Source organism: Mucilaginibacter sp. MD40, from assembly GCF_002288635.1.
Taxonomy (GTDB): domain Bacteria; phylum Bacteroidota; class Bacteroidia; order Sphingobacteriales; family Sphingobacteriaceae; genus Mucilaginibacter.
In genome coordinates this window covers 3,424,307-3,442,339 of record NZ_NRSW01000001.1, presented here as the reverse complement: position 1 = coordinate 3,442,339, position 18,033 = coordinate 3,424,307, and the positions used below count along the sequence as shown (strand labels likewise).

Here is an 18,033-nt window from a genome sequence, read left to right as displayed (position 1 = left end):
CACTTATTCGCTCGATTTGCCAGAATTTTATAAACAGCGGCAAGCCAGTTAACCTTTAAAAAAATTGAAATCATGAAAATCAAGTAACCGTCGTCATCAGGCGCCGGAACGCATGCTTAGTTTAAAATTTAATAAATGTCTTTTATACACTAATTAATTAAACCCCAAATTATGAGAAAACAAAGCTGAAGATGATAAGGATGAGGTGATAAAACCTTGGTGAGTAAATACTCTGGCACTTACAAGAACAAGCAAAAATATATGGAAAAAAACTACAAAAAATTAAGTACTATAAGGCGTTTAATGCCGCTATTAACCTTGCTGCTAATGAATTTTGTTTCACTTGCGCAAGTGCATGTTGAAGGGGTGGTATCTGATAAGAAAGGCCCCCTGCCCGGTGTTAGCGTTAAAGTAGAGGAACCACCATCGGAAAAATGACCGATGTAAACGGGCGCTACCGGTTGGACGTTCCCAAAAATGCCCAGCTGACATTCAGTTCTATTGGGTACGAAGCGCAGAAAATATCGTTAAAAAACATTAACCCACTTAGTAATGGTACATACGTAATTGATGTTACTTTAAATGAAAGTGAGAACGCGCTTAACGAGGTAGCCGTAGTAGGTTACGGTACCCAAAAGAAAGCCAGCCTTGTAAGCTCTATTACTACTATTAGCCCCAAGGAACTTAAAGGGCCTACAAGTAACTTAACCACTATGCTGGCGGGCAGGGTAGCGGGTATGATCGCTTACCAGCGCAGCGGTGAGCCCGGTGCCGATAACGCGCAATTCTTCATTAGAGGGTTGGGTTCATTTGGTGCAGGTAAGCAGGACCCACTGATCCTGATAGACGGTATCGAATCTACCCAAACAGACCTGGCAAGGCTACAGCCTGATGATATCGCGTCGTTTAACGTATTAAAAGATGCTACCGCTACCGCCGTATACGGCGCGCGTGGTGCCAACGGTGTGTTGTTGATTATTACCAAAACTGGTAAGGCCGGAGCTACGCAGTTCTTTTTCCGTGCGGAAAACTCGGTTTCATCCAATACTAAAAACTTCAGGTTTGCCGATAACGTAACCTATATGGAACTGGCCAATGAGGCCGCGCTTACCAGGAACAGGCTTGCTGTGCTACCCTATTTGCAAACTAAAATTGACGCTACAGCACGTGGCGATAATGAATTGCTTTACCCTAATAACGACTGGATTAAACAGCTTATAAAAGACTATACACTAAATCAGCGTTTTAACTTAAACGTGAGTGGCGGTGGCGATAAAGCAAGGTATTACATTGCGGGTACTTATAATATTGATAACGGTGTACTAAAGGTAGCCGACCTGAATAATTTTAACAGCAATATCAAGCTGAAAAATTATTCTATTCGTTCCAACGTTGATATCAACCTCACCCGTACTACTACAGCAGCAGTAAGGTTATACGGGCAGTTTGACGATTATAATGGCCCTATAGGTGGTGGAGCTACTACCTTTAATCGTGCCATTTGGTCAAACCCTGTAATGTTTCCGGCTATTTACCCGGCAAGTCTTTCACCATATACAAAACACCCCTTATTTGGTAACGCTATTTCGCCTACCGGCGCTTTGTACATTAACCCTTATGCCGAAATGGTTAAAGGCTATCAGGAAGGTAATGCCTCAACTATACAAACACAGCTTGAGCTTAAACAGGATCTGAAGAGCATTACCCCCGGTTTGGATCTGAGGCTGATGAGTTATGTGCGCCGCTATGCTTATTTTGACATATCGCGTTCATATAATCCTTTTTACTACAGTGCGAGTGAGCAGCCCGATGGTTCTACCGGTCTTACCTTGCTCAACGGCGGCGGCCAGATATCAACAGGAACTGTGGGTACCGAATACCTCAACTATTCAGAGGGTAAAAAGGATGTAAACGCGATATTTTACGCGGAACTTGCGGCCAACTACAATCGCACATTCGCCAATAAGCATGCGGTTAGTGCAATGGTTATCAGTACCATGCGTAATTATATTGCAGGTAACCCGGGCTCATTACAATTATCATTGCCTGCACGCAACCAGGGGGTATCTGGTCGTGCTACTTATGGGTACGATAGTCGTTACCTGGCCGAGTTTAACTTTGGTTACAATGGTTCCGAACGCTTTGCGGCAAGCGGCAGGTATGGCTTTTTCCCTTCAATTGGTTTAGGCTACGTAATTTCTAACGAAAGTTTCTTTAAACCTTTAACCAATGTGATCAATACCATGAAGTTGCGTGCTACTTATGGTTTGGCCGGTAACGATCAGATCGGTAATGCCGGCGATCGTTTCTTTTACCTGTCTGAGGTAAATATGAATAATGACAGATATGGTGCCGTTTTTGGCGAACAAGGTGGTTATGGCAGATCGGGTATTTCGATATCTCGTTATCCTAATGATCAGATAACCTGGGAGCGCTCCAGGCAGATCAACCTTGGTTTGGACGTAACCGTATTCAATGACCTGAGCTTTACCTTCGACATTTATAAGCAGCAACGCTCAAACATCCTTACACCGCGTACTTATATACCAAGTACCATGGGTTTACAGGCTGCCATACAGGCCAATACCAATAAAGCCGAAAGCCGCGGTATTGACGTTTCCATGAACTATAATCGTTCTTTCAACAATTCATTATATATACAGGCAAGGGGTAATTTTACCTATGCTACCAACAAGGTGTTGATATATGACGAGCCTACCTATCCTGTTAATGAGGGCTATCGTTATCACGTTGGCCTGCCTACCACACAAACTTTTGGCTATATAGCCGAACGCTTATTTGTTGATGACAACGAAGCCAAAAACTCTCCCGTACAGTTTGGTGGTACCCCGGGAACCGACTATGGCGGCGGGGATATCAAATACCGGGATGTAAATAAAGATGGTGTGATCAGTGATGCCGATATGGTTCCTATTGGCCTGCCAACTTCGCCCGAAATAATTTATGGTTTTGGTGGTACGGTTGGTTACAAAGGTTTCGATTTCTCGGCCTTCTTGCAAGGGTCGGCACGTTCATCCTTCTTTATCAATCCTGGTAATATAACCCCGTTTGCCTTTGGTACGGAGCAGGGGAACCCTAACGTTCCGCAAAACGGATTGCTCAAAGTAATAGCCGATAGTCATTGGTCTGAGCAGAATCGCGACAGCTATGCTTTCTGGCCGAGGCTGGGCCCTACGTTTGTGAACAATAACCTTCAGCCATCAACCTGGTGGATGCGTAACGGTGCGTTCCTTCGCTTGAAAAGCGTTGAGATTGGTTATAACCTGCAGCCCAAAGCACTCAGACGTATAGCCGTTAAAAATCTTCGTGTATATGTAAACGCTACCAACTTAAATGCCTTTAGCAGCTTCAAGCTTTGGGATCCGGAAATGGGGGGTAACGGTTTAGGTTACCCGGTACAAACCGTGTATAACCTTGGTGTAAGTGTTTCATTGTAATACCCAAACTGAACAGAATTATGAAAAAGAAAATGCAAGTAACGAGATTCAAGAAGATCAGTTTAGGATTTCTTGTTATGCTCATGTGTGAATTGCTAAGCCTGAGTTCGTGCAAAAAATATCTGGATATTGTACCCGATAACGTGGCAACAATAGACAATGCCTTTACACTTAGGAGCGAAGCCGAAAAGTTTTTATTTACCTGTTACTCATATCTGCCTAAAGATGGTAACCCGCTGTTTAACGCAGGCTACATGACCGGAGATGAGGTATGGACCTCGCTTGACGAACGCGAGTTTATTTCAAATGGCTGGCACGTTGCCCGTGGTGGGCAAAATGCCGCGCAGCCTTACTTCGATGCCTGGAATGGTTTATACAGTGGTGGCGGCCCGGGCGATAATTATGGCCTTTTTAAAGCTATACGTAACTGTAATATATTCATCCAAAACCTGGAGGATAAATCCAAAGTACCTGACCTTTCTTTAAATGAACGTACGCGCTGGCTGGCCGAAGTAAAAGTGCTGAAGGCTTACTACAATTTTTACCTGATACGTATGTATGGGCCTATACCTATTATTGATAAAAACCTGGAAATAAGTGCGCCTGAAAGCCAGGTTAGGGTAAAAAGAGCTCCTTTTGATGATTGTGTTAATTATGCTTCGGGGCTTATAGACGAAGCTTTGCCTGGCCTTCCTAATTTGATTACTGACAAGGGAACCGAACTGGGGCGTATAACTAAACCTATTGCCCTTGCAATAAAAGCAAAGTTATTGCTTATGGCAGCAAGCCCATTGTTTAATGGTAACCCCGATTATACCGGTTTTACAGATAAAGACGGTAAGCAACTCTTTAACCCGGCATTTGACCAAAGTAAATGGACAAAGGCAGCAGATGCCGCTAAGGCGGCTATTGATGCAGCCGAATCTGCAGGCTTTGCATTGTATAAGTTTCCAGGCTCTCCGTTTAAATTATCAGATACTACTCTTACGCAGCTTACCATTAAAGGGGCGGTAACAGAACGTTTTGGAGCAAATACCGAGCAGGTTTGGGCTAACCCCAACAGCCGCACCGGTGACCTGCAGATGTATGCTATGCCGCGCTTAACCAGCAGTATTACAGTAGGAAGCGCCCGCGAGCAGTTGGCGCCACCGCTTAAAATAGCTGAAATGTTTTACACCAAAAACGGCGTGCCCATAAGTGAGGATAAAACGCTTGACTTTAGTGATAAGTATTCGTTAAGGAAAGCGACTTATGATGAGCGTTTTTACATCAAGAACGGTTTTACTACAGCGCGTATCAACTTTGACCGCGAGCCACGTTTTTATGCCGACCTGGGTTTTGATGGCGGTATCTGGTATAAGTACGACAGCCCTACTAACTCTGATGAAGGTACATTTTATGTACAGGCAAAATCAACCGACGTGGCGGGTGCCAATAACTTCGGCTGGTACAACGAAACTGGTTATTTTGTAAAGAAGGTGGTTGACTGGAACATGACCAATGGTACCAACGGTGCCCAATACCGCGATTATCCATGGCCACAGGTGAGGCTTGCCGATCTTTATTTGATGTACGCCGAGGCCTTGAACGAAACTTTATCTGCGCCAAATGGAACTGTTTATGATTATGTGAACCGTATACGTACACGTGCCGGCATACCTACTGTACAAGCGGCTTGGTCTGCTTATTCAAACAACCCTACAAAATATACCACTAAAGAGGGTATGCGCAGCATTATACAACAGGAGCGCTTAATTGAAATGGCTTTTGAGGGTAGCCGGTACTGGGATATCCTGCGCTGGAAAAAAGCTTCCGAAATGTTTAACCAGGCGATAACCGGCTGGAGCATTTACCAGGGTACTACCGCTGATTATTACAGGGTGCGAACCATTTTCTCGCAAAGCTTTATAGCTCCGCGAGATTATCTGTGGCCGTTGAAAACCTATGATCTCACTGTTAATCCAAACTTAGTACAGAACCCGGGTTGGTAAACTGAAACTCATAAATAGTAAATACATGAAAAATATCATTATACGACTTTTTACCGCAACATTGCTTGTTGCGGTAATACTTAGCGGTTGTAAGCAGGACAAGACCGGCCCGCTTGAAAACAATAATACCCCACCTGGCCCGGTATCAAATGTATCAGTACAGAACGGGCCCGGTAATGCCACCCTAACGTACATTTTGCCAACAGATAAGGACCTGTTGTATATTAAAGCGGTGTATAAGCTGGCCAATGGGCAAAGTATGGAAGTGAAAGCTTCTTATTATGGTAATAAACTGGTAGTAGAGGGCTTTGGCGATACCAATGAACACGAAGTATTGCTGTATGCTGTAAACCGCAGTGAGAAAGCGTCGGCGCCGGTTTCAGTAAAAGTAAAGCCGCTTGAAAACCCAATTTGGGGCGTTTACAGGAGTTTGAAAGTATCTCCTGATTTTGGTGGTGTTAATTTCAAAGCTACCAACCCGGCAAAAGCCGATCTGACCATAGAGTTGTTTATCCAGTCGAAAGGTAAGCTGGTGTCAACCGGTAAAAACATCTACACCTCTACAACAGAGGTAGACCAGTCTATACGGGGTTTAGATACCGTTACGCAAAAATTGGGCATTACCATTCGTGATCGCTGGCTAAACCATACCGATACCCTGTTTGTGAATGTAAAGCCACTGTATGAAACCATCATACCTAAGAGTGGCTACAAGGAAGTGATTTTACCAACGGATACCAAGCAGCAGTACGATGGTACCAGTATACCTCAATTATGGGATGGTAATATAATGGATTGGCCAAGTTGCGTTTTAACAAGCACCTCAACTGTTGATCCTCAATGGATAACATTTGATGTGGGTAAATTGGCTACACTAAGCCGGATCACCATATGGGACTACCCCGAGTACATGAACCAGGGCCGTACTTATTTTTATGGAGGCGATCTTAAAGAGTTTGAAGTATGGGGAACCGATAACCCAACACCTGATGGCAGTTTTGCTAACTGGGTGCTATTGGGATCGTTTACTTCCAAAAAACCATCAGGTAGTGCCTATGGTGTGCAAACCAGCGAAGATTATGCTTTTGCAAACGCCGGTATCAACTACACCTTTAAATCAGTTTCAAAAAAAGTACGCTACCTGCGCATCAAGTCAATAAAGAACTGGCAGGGCACCTCATTTATGAGTATTTCTGAGGTACAGGTGTATGGCGATCCAAGGTAAATTCATTTGTAATTAATAATCATATGAGAAAGAAATTTAACATGGCTTCACTTGCTGTATGCCTGGTAGCGCTCGCGCTGATTACCTCGTGCAGAAAGATGGACGATTATAAACAATATATTAAAGGAGGAGAGATATCTTATACCGGTAAGATCGATTCTGTAAAGATACTCTCCGGACGTAACAGGGTGTTGGTGAAGGGTTTATTTCTTGCCGATCCTAAGGTTACCAGCCTTAAGATATTCTGGAATAATTTTAAGGATTCGGTAACCATACCTGTTACCCGCAAAAATACGGTAGATAGCTTATCCTACTTTGTTGAGAAGGTTGAAGAAGGTGTACAAAATTTTGTACTCTTTACCTATGATAAGGATGGTAATAAGTCTATTCCGGTTTATCGTACAGGTAAATCTTATGGCGACAGGTATCAGTCTTCGCTTCAGAACAGGGGTATATCTGCAGCCCTTACAGGCAGCGATGGCAAAACCACCATTAATTGGTTGGGTATGGATCGCCTTACCGGCGTTTTCGCTACAGAAGTTGAGTATACCAATACCGGTGGTAAAACGGTTAAAGTGCGTACGCCGATAGACTCAGCAGTAACGAGGATAGCTGATTTTAAGCCAAGTTCAAACATACGCTACCGAACGCTTTTTTTGCCTGATACGGTTGCTATAGATACATTCAGTACTGACTATGATACGCGATATGTACCTCAATTTATCCAGCAGGATGTAACAAGCCTTTATTTAAAAAATGCCGGCGCGCCAATAAACCGAGCGGCGTATGACGGCGGCCGCTGGGGTACACTGGCCGATTGGACAAGTAACGCGGGTGCTAAAAACATCAGTAATGGCAGATACGGCGGTTATGAAAACCGTAGCGGTACGGGCGTAATTTCCTTCGAGGCGGGTTGGGGCCTGCCGGCACTTAATAACGGGCTTATTTACCAAACCATTAATTTACCTGCGGGTACCTATAGTTTCCAGCTAAGTGATATTGACCAAAACTCAGGCGGAAGCAGGTTTATTGTAGTTGCCGAAGGAAACACCCTGCCGGATGTAAATAATGTTGGTAGTGCCATTGCCTCGTCGGAAATATCATCAGGCAGGCTTGACTTTACGCTTACTGCTCCAAAAACAGTATCTATCGGGTTTGCCGTAACAATTGATGACTCGGGCCAGTACATCAAAATTGGCAGTGTAAGGCTGTACAAGCAATCTTATCAGTAATATATAGTGAGTACATGCCGGGCAATTGATGTTGCCCGGCGTATTGCTTACGCCATTTGTTATAAAAAATCGGCTTAAAATATCAGGCAGATTTCCATGTCACTTTTCACAATAATTATCATAGTTATGAAGAATATCAAAATTTTCAGTGTTCTCTGTGCCGGTTTACTGGCAACAGGTGTAATTGCGTTAGGCTGTAAAAGGAACAGCTTGCCTGCGCCTGATAATGGGCAGCCTACTAACACAACAAGTTCATCACAAACCGCAATTGATAGTATTGGCAGCTTATCATTTGCTACGGCAACAGTACATGGCAATGCCAAACCTATTACAGGTGCGTCAGAAGTTGGTGTTTACTGGGGGCTTACCGAACACCCCACCGGTAATAAAACAAGCGCCAACTCCTACTCATCAGGTGCTGCCACATATAAGGTTGAACTTTCCGGCTTACAGCCAAATACAACTTACTGGGTAAGGAGTTATCTTGTAAACGGTAATAAAACCACCTATAGTGAAGATCGTAAGTTTACAACTTTATCAGCGCCTAACTACGTAGGCGTTGTTACAGATACTATGTTTGCAGCTGGTGCCTACACCGCTTTCGCGGCCGGTACAGTGAAAGACAGTTTAGGCGAAGGCATTAAAGAAACCGGCATTTGTATTAGTGATAAGGTTAACCCCGTAGTAACCGGCAGAAAAGTAATTACGCCCGGCAAAAACGACCTGAGTATTTTTGTAAGGATAGATAGCTTAAAAGAAGCTTCTAATTACCATATCAGGGCATACTCTATCTCCAAATTCGGAACTGTCAACTATGGAAAGGACGTAACAATATCAACCATTGCACGCGGAAGGGTTACCTATACCATGGTTAACCAGGATCCTAATGCTGACGCGGACACTAAAGCGGCTTACAGCCGCATCAACGCCGCGTTTGCCAGGGCGGTTGAATATCAAAACAACTTTACATCATCGGTTAAAGCTTTATCAGTAAACTATTCTCCCGGTACACCTACCGCAGATGCTGTGAACTCGGGTTGGATAAATATGGGTGCTAACCCGGGGTATCAGCAGGTAGGTACAGTATTGCATGAAATAGAACATACGCTTGGTGGCGGCACCAGTTGGTTTTGGCCTAAATTAATTGTAAACGGTGTTTGTGTAGGTAAGCATACCAACCAAATACTCCAGTTTATGACCAGAAACCCCAATGCAGTACTTTATGGCGACGGTATGCATTCCTGGCCGTATGGCTTTAACGGTAACTGGGAAGATACCGGTAAGGATATGGATTACATTATTCACTGCCTCATTGTACAGGGCATGAAAAAAGATGGCCTGCCTGATGCTAATTAATTATCAGGGTATATAAAAAAAGAGGGCGGCTCCATAAAGGAGCCGCCCTCTGTCATTGAACGCAGGGGGATTTAAGGTACAAGCCCGGCTTATGCCGCATCGCTTATACTGTTTTTTAGTTTATATAGGGTGTTGAATTTTTTACGGTACTGGGTAGGAGACATTTCCTTGTATTTCAGGAACTGCTTGTTAAAGTTAGCAGGTGTATTATAGCCGCACCTCAAATAAATGTCGCATATGGACAGCTCCGATTCAATAAGCAGTTTGCAGGCGTAGCTTAATCTAAATTCATTAAGAAACTCAATAAAGGTTTTATTAACATACCTTTTAAAATGATCGCAAAAGGATGGTATACTCATATTAGCATACTCGGCTATTTCCTGTAAAGTAATTACCCTGTTGAAATTGTTGGCCGTATATTCAAGTATCTTGTTAAGTTTATGATGTACCTTACTGTTTAAATTAATGGTATCCAAAGTAGATAGTGTTTGATAATCTTCCTCAGAGGCGATCATATCTAAACAATTACAAAGGCTGATAATGCGGTTGATATTAGCTTGCTCTTCCAGTTCGTTTACACGGTTACCTAATTCGGTGTTTAATTTATTTTTAAACTTTAGCCCGCTTTTAGCCCGTTCAAATAGTGACCTTATCTTGTGAAATTCAGGCAGGTCAATAAACTCTTTGCCCAAAAAGTCAGAACGGAACCCTATTGAGGTTGCTTTGGTTTTATTTTCGCTTAAACCTTCAAACGCGTGTGCTACGCCTGAGCCTATCATGAAAATATCGCCCGGCTCAAAAGTACCCGCGTAGTTACCTATAAAGCATTCTCCGCTACCTTCTAATATAAGTAGAATTTCAAGCTCGTTGTGATAATGGAGAGAGGTACATCCCTGTAATGGCATTAACGGGCGGCCTTCAATTACCGACTCGTAGCTGACCGTTAAAGTGTGTAAAAATTGTCTCATAGTTTAAATTGGTTTAATTAACAGTTATGTATGTCATTGCGATAAGGTTTAGTTGTATCCTAAAATTAAAGGGATATGCGCAAAATGGCGGGCGATAATTGTCGCTAAAAGAGGGGGGGATTGTACAAAGCGGATGCCTTTTTAGGAAAATCTGCCCTGGGCGCTACAGACTTAACGTAAGAGTATAATGGTAACAGTAGTATTTAAAGCTTACTAAATTATGAATACCTGTATTTTTTACATTTTATTTTTCCACAAGGTTGTAACAGGTATTAAAACTTAATATATTTAGTCACCAGTTATTAAAATAACCGATTTATACTAATTAATGCCACACGTAATTTTATGCGTTTAATGTATCGTGCCATATTATTTGCCATATTTTTTATTACCTGTTGTGTTAATGATATATTTTCGCAAATACCCGATTACACTACATCTCTATCTATTACGCAGGGTTTATCTAACAATTCAGTGAGGTGTATTTTTCAGGATAAGAAGGGCTTTATGTGGTTTGGTACTTTTGACGGGCTAAACCGTTATGACGGTTATAATTTTAAGATCTTCCGTAATCGCTTTAATGACTCAACCTCTCTTTTGCATAATTATATATATGCGATAGCAGAAGATGCTAAACAGCAAATTTGGATAGGCAGCGGCCAGGGGCTTAATATACTGGATCCTGAACTGGATGCTTTTAGCAGTGCTTATTACCGCAATAGCTATAACAAAAAGATATCCAGATTCAATTATAGTGTTACTTGTATTAAAGCTGATAGAAGTGGAAATTTATTTATAGGGACCAATAACGCGGGAGTATATTTTAAGCCGCGTAACACAGATCTGTGTATACAATTACCTCTTGCCCTTAAAAGCACAGGGCAAAACATGCTCATTTGCCAGGGAATAGCTTTTGGTAAAGATAATACAACATGGGCTTTTATGGAAGGCGTAGGTCTTTGCAAGTACGATTATCAAAAGCGCGAACTGATATTAGTGGATAATAGTATACACCATGCAAATTGCATAAGCGCGGCTGATGATGGATTTGTGTGGCTTGGTACTAACAAAGGCCTGTTAAAATATTCCATCACAGAAAAAAGAATTATACAAAATTACTCTGCCCGCAGGCAGGGCCTTACCTCAGACAATATTACCAGTTTGCTGATCAGCAATGATCATAAAATTTACATTGGGACTGACGGAGGTGGGCTCAATATATTCGATCTGTCGGCAAATAAAATCAGCAGTTTTGGGCAGCAAACAAACGGCATCATCACACATAAAGTAATACTGGATGCTTACCAGGACCGTGACAAACGTATTTGGGTGGCTACCATGCGCAACGGTATAGATATTATTGATGCCAGCAAGGCAAATTTCCATACAGTTACACAGCTTTATGGCCAACAAAACACCCTTGCAAATAATTTTGTATCCGCGTTTTGTGAGGTATCAAAAGCAACACTCTGGATAGGTACCGAAGATGGTGGTATTTCTGTATGGAACCGTCAGACAGGGCAGTTCTGTAATTTTTCCCATTCGGCTGCAAATAGCGGTTCTTTAAGCAGTAATTATGTCACGTCTATTTTAAAAGACCACACCGGCCAGGTATGGGTAGCCTCATTTTCCGGCGGGGTTGACCGGTATAATGCCTCTGCTAATAACTTTGAGCATCTGCAATGTAAAAACATTTCTACCGGAACGGTGAATAAAGATGTGTGGTTATTATTTGAAGATGGCAAAAAAAGGCTGTGGGCCGGTACTTATGGCGAAGGCCGGCTTTACATATTTGATAGAAAGTTGAACAAATTCAATGTTTTTGATCAAAATATTAGTGATCCGTACTCTTTTTATGAAGATAGTAAAGGCCAGTTGTGGTGCGGCACGGCGGAGTCATTAATAAAAATTGATACCACCCAAAAGCGATCGCACATATTTTACCGATTAGATAAACCCGTAAGAGCCATTTTTGAGGATAAAGCCGGGCGATTCTGGATTGGTACCGAAGGGGGCGGGCTATGTTTATTTAACAGAACAACGGGTGCCGTGCAACAGCGTTTTACAGAAGGGCAGGGATTGCCTAATAACGCGGTGTTAAACATCCTGGAAGATGATAAAGGGAAAATTTGGTTAAGTACTTTTCATGGGTTGGCCTGTTTTGATTATAAACGGCTCCACTTTAATAATTTTTATCAAAGCGACGGCCTGCAAAGTAATCAGTTTTCATTTAGCGCGGCTTTAAAGCTAAGCACAGGTGAACTGGCCTTTGGTGGGATAAAAGGTTTCAATATTTTTTCTCCCGACTCTATACATACACGCCACATAGCTCCCGAGATTGTTTTTACGGATATCGATATCAACAGTAAAGACATAAAAAGAACTAATCTCATAACGGATAATAAAAATGATGTTACCGGGATAAGAGTGCCTTATAAAGATGCCGTACTGTCGTTTTCGTTTGCCGGCCTTGATTACTCCTCTCCCGAGCACATACGTTATGCTTATTACCTTGATGGATGGGACAAAGACTGGGTTGTAGCCGGTGAACAGCGTACCATCAACTATAATAACCTGCCGGAAGGGAATTATACGTTAAAGGTGAAATCAACCAACGCGGCCGGCGAATGGAGTAACAACCAGCGTTCTTTATCGGTAATTATTTTGCCACCGTGGTTCCGTACCTGGTGGGCCTACCTCATTTACATAGCTGTTATTGCTTCTGCTGCTTATGTGTTTATCAATTATAGGGTAAGCCAGCAAAAGCTCAAATACCAGATAGCGATGGAGCGGATGAACAGCGAGCGTGAACATGAGATCAACATCAGGAAAACTTCATTTTTTACTTATGTGTCTCACGAATTCAGGACCCAATTGATGCTCATTATTAATCCGTTACAGGAAGTTATTGAACGTATGGATAGCAAATCCTATCCCGAGCTTAATGTAGTGTACCGTAACGCGCGGCGCTTGCTTAGCTTAATTGATCAGCTTTTGTTGTTCAACAAAACGGAAGCAAGGCAAACTGATATGCAGATCAGCAAGATTGATTTACTCGATTTGTGTAAAACCGCCTTTGAAAGCTTTGCTTACCAGGCCGGAAACCGTAAAATAAACTACGAGTTTCGTTGCGATCCTGACGAAGCAATATGGATATACGGCGATAAGGCTAAGCTTGAGGTGATATTATACAATCTGCTTTCTAACGCATTTAAGTTTGTTAGGCCCGAAGGTAGTATATCTTTCGCTTTGGAAAACCGTACGGATAATGTACTAATTACTATTTATGATAACGGGGCCGGTATTGCACCGGATGTGGGCGATAATATCTTCGAGAAATTTTACCGTGCGTCGGATCAGCAGTCGACACAAAAAGCAGGTTTTGGGATAGGTTTATACTTGGTGCGCCAGTTTGTAGAGTTACACAAAGGGCGTATCAGTTATAAAAGCATTAAGGGTGAAGGCACCGAATTTTCCATAAATCTGTTTAAGGGTAAAGAGCATTTTGGGAGTGCTCCCATCGACGAAACATCAACGGAGGGAACGGTATTCCTGTCGGAACTTGCGGGTGAACAGGCTGTGATCACATATAAGGATAAGGCTGGCAATACGGCAGATAAACATAATGCAGTGCCAGAAAAGGGTCACGAGTGTAATGGTAATGTGGGGCAAATCACTTATTCTAAAAAAACCATGCTGGTGATTGACGACCATCCCGATGTGCGTAATTATATTAAGCAGATTTTCAGAGATCAGTTTATTTTACTTGAGGCAGGTAACGGTGAAGAGGGGATAAAAATCGCGAAAGAATACATCCCCGATATTATTTTAAGTGATATTATGATGGATGGAAAGAATGGGCTTGAACTATGTTATGATATAAAGCAAAATCCATCACTAACGCATATCCCTATTATATTAATTACGGCCAGTTCATCTAATGAGCTGAGGCTAACCGGTATCAAGAATGGGGCGGACGATTACATTACCAAACCTATCAATAAAGAGTTGTTAAAGGCACGCATTGATACGCTGCTCCAAAACCGCAATAACCTGCAAACCTATTTCTACAGAAAGGTTACTTTAAATGAAAATAACATCAAAATATCTGAAGAAGAACAGCAGTTTATTGATAAATGTATTTCCATTATAGAAAGCAGGCTTGAAGATGAAGCCTTTGGGGTGGATGACCTGGCAGAGGCTCTACACATGAGCCGCTCTAACTTGTTCAAGAAGATAAAGGCCGTATGCAACCAAACGCCTAACAACTTTGTAAAATACGTTCGTTTGCGTAGGGCAGCTGAGTTGTTTATCAGCACCGCGCATAATGTGAACGAGGTAGCTATGCTTGTGGGTTTTAAGGACGTTAAATATTTCAGGGAGCAATTTTTCCAGTTATTTGGGCTTAACCCATCAGAATATATCAAAACTTACCGGGCGCCATTCTCCAAGAAGATATCGCTGCACCTTGGTAGATAGCTATAATTATCGAACAAGCCGGTGTTATATAACAGCCGACCTGTTCGATAAATTATAAATCAGGTAATTGATCTTACATTCCATCAGCCCGCATTGCCCACACAATTTTTACATGCCTGAAGGCATTGGTTTCAGACCATTCGTTATCGTAATTTAAACCATAATCCCAAAAGTGCCCTCCTCCAGTGTGTATAGCCGTTGTTGGGGTTTCAAAGGCATGTATAGTTGTTACCGTATTAGTGCCCGTAAAATCGCCACTGGTGGTATTGTTATACCATCCGCCGCTTTGGCCAACACCCCAGGTATGTGCAATTTCATGCATGGCAGTTCTGGTAGCCTGGTAGCTGGCATTAGCTCCAAACCGGATGTTACCATTACTGCTGCTACCGTCGGCAGTTGGCACATCGGTATTGTATTCAACTGTTAGCGTGCGTGCGGGCCAGTCTGCCCCTGCGTTGTATCGTGCGCAGGCATCATTCATAGCGGCGGTTATCCTTTGTTTTACATCCTGCGGTACATTAGTACTTGTGAGCGTCCAGGTTAACTTTCCACTGGCTTTTACCCTTAATAAGGCCCACTGCTGGTTATCTCCACCCCAATAGCTCCATTGCTGAACTTTCCCTAAATCGTCTAATGACTGGCCGTCAACATCAAGATCTTTGCCGCTGTTACGGTTTACAATGCGGTAATAGCCATTACCAAGAGCTGTAAATTGCCACTGTTGGTGGGCCTGGCTGGCATACGTACCAATAGTGGTGATATTACCGTCGGCTGTGCCGGCCTGGTTAATCTGAAGTGCTTTACCGCTATTGCTGTCAGTTATAGAGTAATATCCGCCGGTTAGTTGCTTTAAGGTCCATTTCTCATTTGCCCCGCCTGTTGCGCCATATTGGCTAACTGTACTGCCATCGGCCGTTTGTAACCCGTTTACATCCAGCACCTTGCCGCTTAGTTTGTTAACAATACAAAATGTTCCGTTCGCGGCAGTCTGCAATGGTTCTGATGAGGGTACGGTGTTAATTTTTAGCTTGGTAGTTTTTGCGGCGGCATTGCCCTCATCTGGAGCAGGGCCGTTAATACGGTTGTCTGCTTTTTTACAGCCTGCAGCCACAACCGTTAAACATACCAGGGCTAATTTAAAACGCAGGTAAGTACTTAGTTTCTCTTTCATCATATATTGGTTTTTAGTTAAGGGCATACTGTAACAGATACCCAAATTGGTTAATAAATGCGCGCGAATGTTAATTATTAAGCAGAATATTTGATCGTGATTAATGTAAAGTTAAGCCCTGGTGGGCTGGCAGGTGAGTGGTGGGAGTGCAAAGATTAGGGGATAGGTGTACAATTTTTACACCATAACATTTAGGGTGTAGAAGTTATCGCGCTATTTGGATAAAAGAGGAGGATGAGGGAATAAGGTATGTGATAAGGTTAGGTTGAAAGAATGTTTTACTAAAGCTGATAGGTAAGCGACAGGCTTTCTTTTAGTTGATTAAGGTAGTTATCCAATTCGGCTAACAGCATTTGGTTGTCCTGGAAAAGGTTTTGATAATAGCTTATACCCGAAAGTAGTTGTTCTTTAAATTTATGCAGATGCACTTTTTTCTTGTCGGTAAGTTCTGCAATATTACGCTTCATGTCGTTTAGCCAGTATTGTGTATATAGCTGTAGCTCTTTCAAAAACATGTGCGGGCGTTGGCTATGGTGTAACAGGTTTATTTTGCCGTAAATATGTCCGACCATCTCATCAAGCGAATGTACTTTATCAAAGTAAGCCAGGTTAGGGCCGGGGCAAACCGCAACCGCTGTACTTTCTTTAGGTTTAATGATATCATATTTTAAATAAGCCGACGCGCATAAACCTTCGCATAGGCATATTTTTTCGGTTATTTCCGCCAGTTTGTGTTCATATGTTTCGCTGCTGGTAATAACCTGGCTGTCAAGCTCGGCTATTTTTAAGCGCTGGTATTCACGCGATGCCGTACATATAGGCTGTTCGGTAAACTCTGTATTGGTTAACAAAAATTTTTTGGTGCATGGGCTTCCGGGCCTGCCTTTATCAATACGTTGTAAGCGTAAATCTTCAATAGTACTACCCCTGAAGTTATTAAATAGTACGCCCAACGGCGAGGCATTACTGGTATAATAATCATCTTCTGTTGAAGCAGCTAATTTTTCCAGCGTATGGTTGTCAACATTGGTAGCCTCGGGTACCAGTAAAAATGGGCTGCCCCATCCGGTACCATCCAGTTGATAATAACTCATCAGAAAGTTGTTTTCTTCGGCAGTACCAATGCCGCCCTGTACCGTAATACGTTGTTTAGGCGCAGCATCCATGTCAATGCTTTTTGCTGTTAAAGCGGTTCGCATCATTTCAAACAGCTCCGTTTGCATAGAGGCACGTCGCAATTTAAACTCTTCGAGTATGGGGCCTAATAAATATCCTTCCGTAGCGAAAGCATGCCCACCACAGTTCAAGCCGGATTCGATCCTAAACTCAGATACCCATAAGCCCTTTTTAGCCAAAAACTTAGCTTGTATAAATGCCGAACGGAAATCACTTACTTTAAGTATGACTTTCTTTTTGATGTTGCCATCCTGGTCAGGAAAGAAATCTGCGCAATGCTCCAGATAACTGTAAAGTTTCGGGTTCATGCCGGCAGACAGCACTACTGATGACGACAGATCGCTGTTGGCAAAGCCTCTTAAAGCGGCAATAGCATCAGTATACTCGTCGCCGTAATAATTGCCGTCGGCATCAAAGTTCATCTTATCTACCTTGGCCATAATATTAACATCAATGGTACCCTGTACCATTTTTCTGCGCAGGATATTTTCAAATATGGTTTTACTATCACCTTCCGGGAATTCCATCATCAGATCATAACCCTGCTTAAGCTGCGAGGTATCTGGCAGCAACTCAAAATACCGGGTAATATCTGTACCTGCTTTAAATTCCTGTTTTTTTAAAGCTTCAAATTGGGCGTCGGCCAGTTGTTTCACCAGGTTGAGGTAAGCAGTAATACGTTTAGCTCGATGGTCTGCCTCGTTTTTATGAATAGGCTTGTAGGGTAAATTATTTTGCCTGCAATGGTACTCACGCATACGCTCGGTTAATTCATCATCAACAATAGACATAACTGACGATATCCCATAGCGTGCTACTTTAAGCGGCGTATCAATAGAAAATCCTAAACCTAAAACGGGTATATGAAAAGTATGGCTCATGCCGCCAAAAGTATGTTAGCCTATTGGTATAAAAACTGACGGTGGTCATATTTTATGCCGTTTATCGTCATTCCCGGCCCGTATATCAAGCCGCAT

10 protein-coding genes are annotated in these 18,033 nt (G+C 42.6%); 7 read left to right on the top strand and 3 right to left on the bottom strand.

Translation table 11 applies throughout. From position 1 onward, the window contains the following. Positions 1-261: 261 nt before the first annotated feature. The 6 genes from CKK33_RS19630 (at position 262) to CKK33_RS15360 (ending at position 9,262) form a co-directional block, all read left to right on the top strand. The gene (locus CKK33_RS19630) at positions 262-438 is read left to right on the top strand and encodes a hypothetical protein (RefSeq protein ID WP_198952480.1); all 177 of its coding nucleotides are present in this window, start codon (positions 262-264) and stop codon (positions 436-438) included. Beyond that, positions 435-3,458: a TonB-dependent receptor gene (locus tag CKK33_RS15380; RefSeq protein ID WP_198952479.1), complete on the top strand. Its 3,024-nt coding sequence runs from the start codon at positions 435-437 to the stop codon at positions 3,456-3,458. Before CKK33_RS19630 ends, CKK33_RS15380 begins: the two co-directional genes overlap by 4 nt. A 20-nt stretch (positions 3,459-3,478) precedes the next feature. Further along, positions 3,479-5,449, top strand: coding sequence for a RagB/SusD family nutrient uptake outer membrane protein (locus CKK33_RS15375; RefSeq protein ID WP_233138232.1), 1,971 nt, complete (start codon positions 3,479-3,481; stop codon positions 5,447-5,449). Between the two features lie 25 nt (positions 5,450-5,474). After that, positions 5,475-6,674, top strand: a complete 1,200-nt coding sequence (locus tag CKK33_RS15370) for a DUF4959 domain-containing protein (protein ID WP_095704956.1) — start codon at positions 5,475-5,477, stop codon at positions 6,672-6,674. 23 nt (positions 6,675-6,697) lie between these two features. Beyond that, positions 6,698-7,906 (top strand): DUF4998 domain-containing protein, encoded by a 1,209-nt coding sequence (locus CKK33_RS15365; RefSeq protein WP_095704955.1) that lies wholly within the window; start codon positions 6,698-6,700, stop codon positions 7,904-7,906. 126 nt (positions 7,907-8,032) lie between these two features. After that, on the top strand, positions 8,033-9,262 hold the full coding sequence (locus CKK33_RS15360) for a fibronectin type III domain-containing protein (protein WP_095704954.1): 1,230 nt from the start codon (positions 8,033-8,035) through the stop codon (positions 9,260-9,262). An 89-nt stretch (positions 9,263-9,351) separates the two neighbouring features. Here the strand turns inward: CKK33_RS15360 and CKK33_RS15355 are convergent, their stop codons facing one another. Continuing rightward, the gene (locus CKK33_RS15355; RefSeq protein WP_095704953.1) at positions 9,352-10,230 is read right to left on the bottom strand and encodes an AraC family transcriptional regulator; all 879 of its coding nucleotides are present in this window, start codon (positions 10,228-10,230) and stop codon (positions 9,352-9,354) included. Between the two features lie 345 nt (positions 10,231-10,575). On the opposite strand from CKK33_RS15355, the gene CKK33_RS15350 reads away from it, so the two are divergent. Beyond that, positions 10,576-14,709 (top strand): two-component regulator propeller domain-containing protein, encoded by a 4,134-nt coding sequence (locus CKK33_RS15350; RefSeq protein WP_095704952.1) that lies wholly within the window; start codon positions 10,576-10,578, stop codon positions 14,707-14,709. A gap of 73 nt (positions 14,710-14,782) precedes the next feature. Here CKK33_RS15350 and CKK33_RS15345 read toward each other — a convergent pair whose 3' ends face one another. Both CKK33_RS15345 and CKK33_RS15340 read right to left on the bottom strand, forming a co-directional pair. Further along, positions 14,783-15,883: an RICIN domain-containing protein gene (locus CKK33_RS15345; RefSeq protein ID WP_158223452.1), complete on the bottom strand. Its 1,101-nt coding sequence runs from the start codon at positions 15,881-15,883 to the stop codon at positions 14,783-14,785. 278 nt (positions 15,884-16,161) lie between these two features. Next, positions 16,162-17,937: a hypothetical protein gene (locus CKK33_RS15340; RefSeq protein ID WP_095704950.1), complete on the bottom strand. Its 1,776-nt coding sequence runs from the start codon at positions 17,935-17,937 to the stop codon at positions 16,162-16,164. Between the last annotated feature and the right edge of the window lie 96 nt (positions 17,938-18,033).

Coding starts and splice junctions, on each gene's coding strand:
- CKK33_RS19630 (WP_198952480.1), top strand. CDS start 262: ATGGAAAAAAACTACAAAAAATTAAGTACTATAAGGCGTTTAATGCCG.
- CKK33_RS15380 (WP_198952479.1), top strand. CDS start 435: ATGACCGATGTAAACGGGCGCTACCGGTTGGACGTTCCCAAAAATGCC.
- CKK33_RS15375 (WP_233138232.1), top strand. CDS start 3,479: ATGAAAAAGAAAATGCAAGTAACGAGATTCAAGAAGATCAGTTTAGGA.
- CKK33_RS15370 (WP_095704956.1), top strand. CDS start 5,475: ATGAAAAATATCATTATACGACTTTTTACCGCAACATTGCTTGTTGCG.
- CKK33_RS15365 (WP_095704955.1), top strand. CDS start 6,698: ATGAGAAAGAAATTTAACATGGCTTCACTTGCTGTATGCCTGGTAGCG.
- CKK33_RS15360 (WP_095704954.1), top strand. CDS start 8,033: ATGAAGAATATCAAAATTTTCAGTGTTCTCTGTGCCGGTTTACTGGCA.
- CKK33_RS15355 (WP_095704953.1), bottom strand. CDS start 10,230: ATGAGACAATTTTTACACACTTTAACGGTCAGCTACGAGTCGGTAATT.
- CKK33_RS15350 (WP_095704952.1), top strand. CDS start 10,576: ATGCGTTTAATGTATCGTGCCATATTATTTGCCATATTTTTTATTACC.
- CKK33_RS15345 (WP_158223452.1), bottom strand. CDS start 15,883: ATGATGAAAGAGAAACTAAGTACTTACCTGCGTTTTAAATTAGCCCTG.
- CKK33_RS15340 (WP_095704950.1), bottom strand. CDS start 17,937: ATGAGCCATACTTTTCATATACCCGTTTTAGGTTTAGGATTTTCTATT.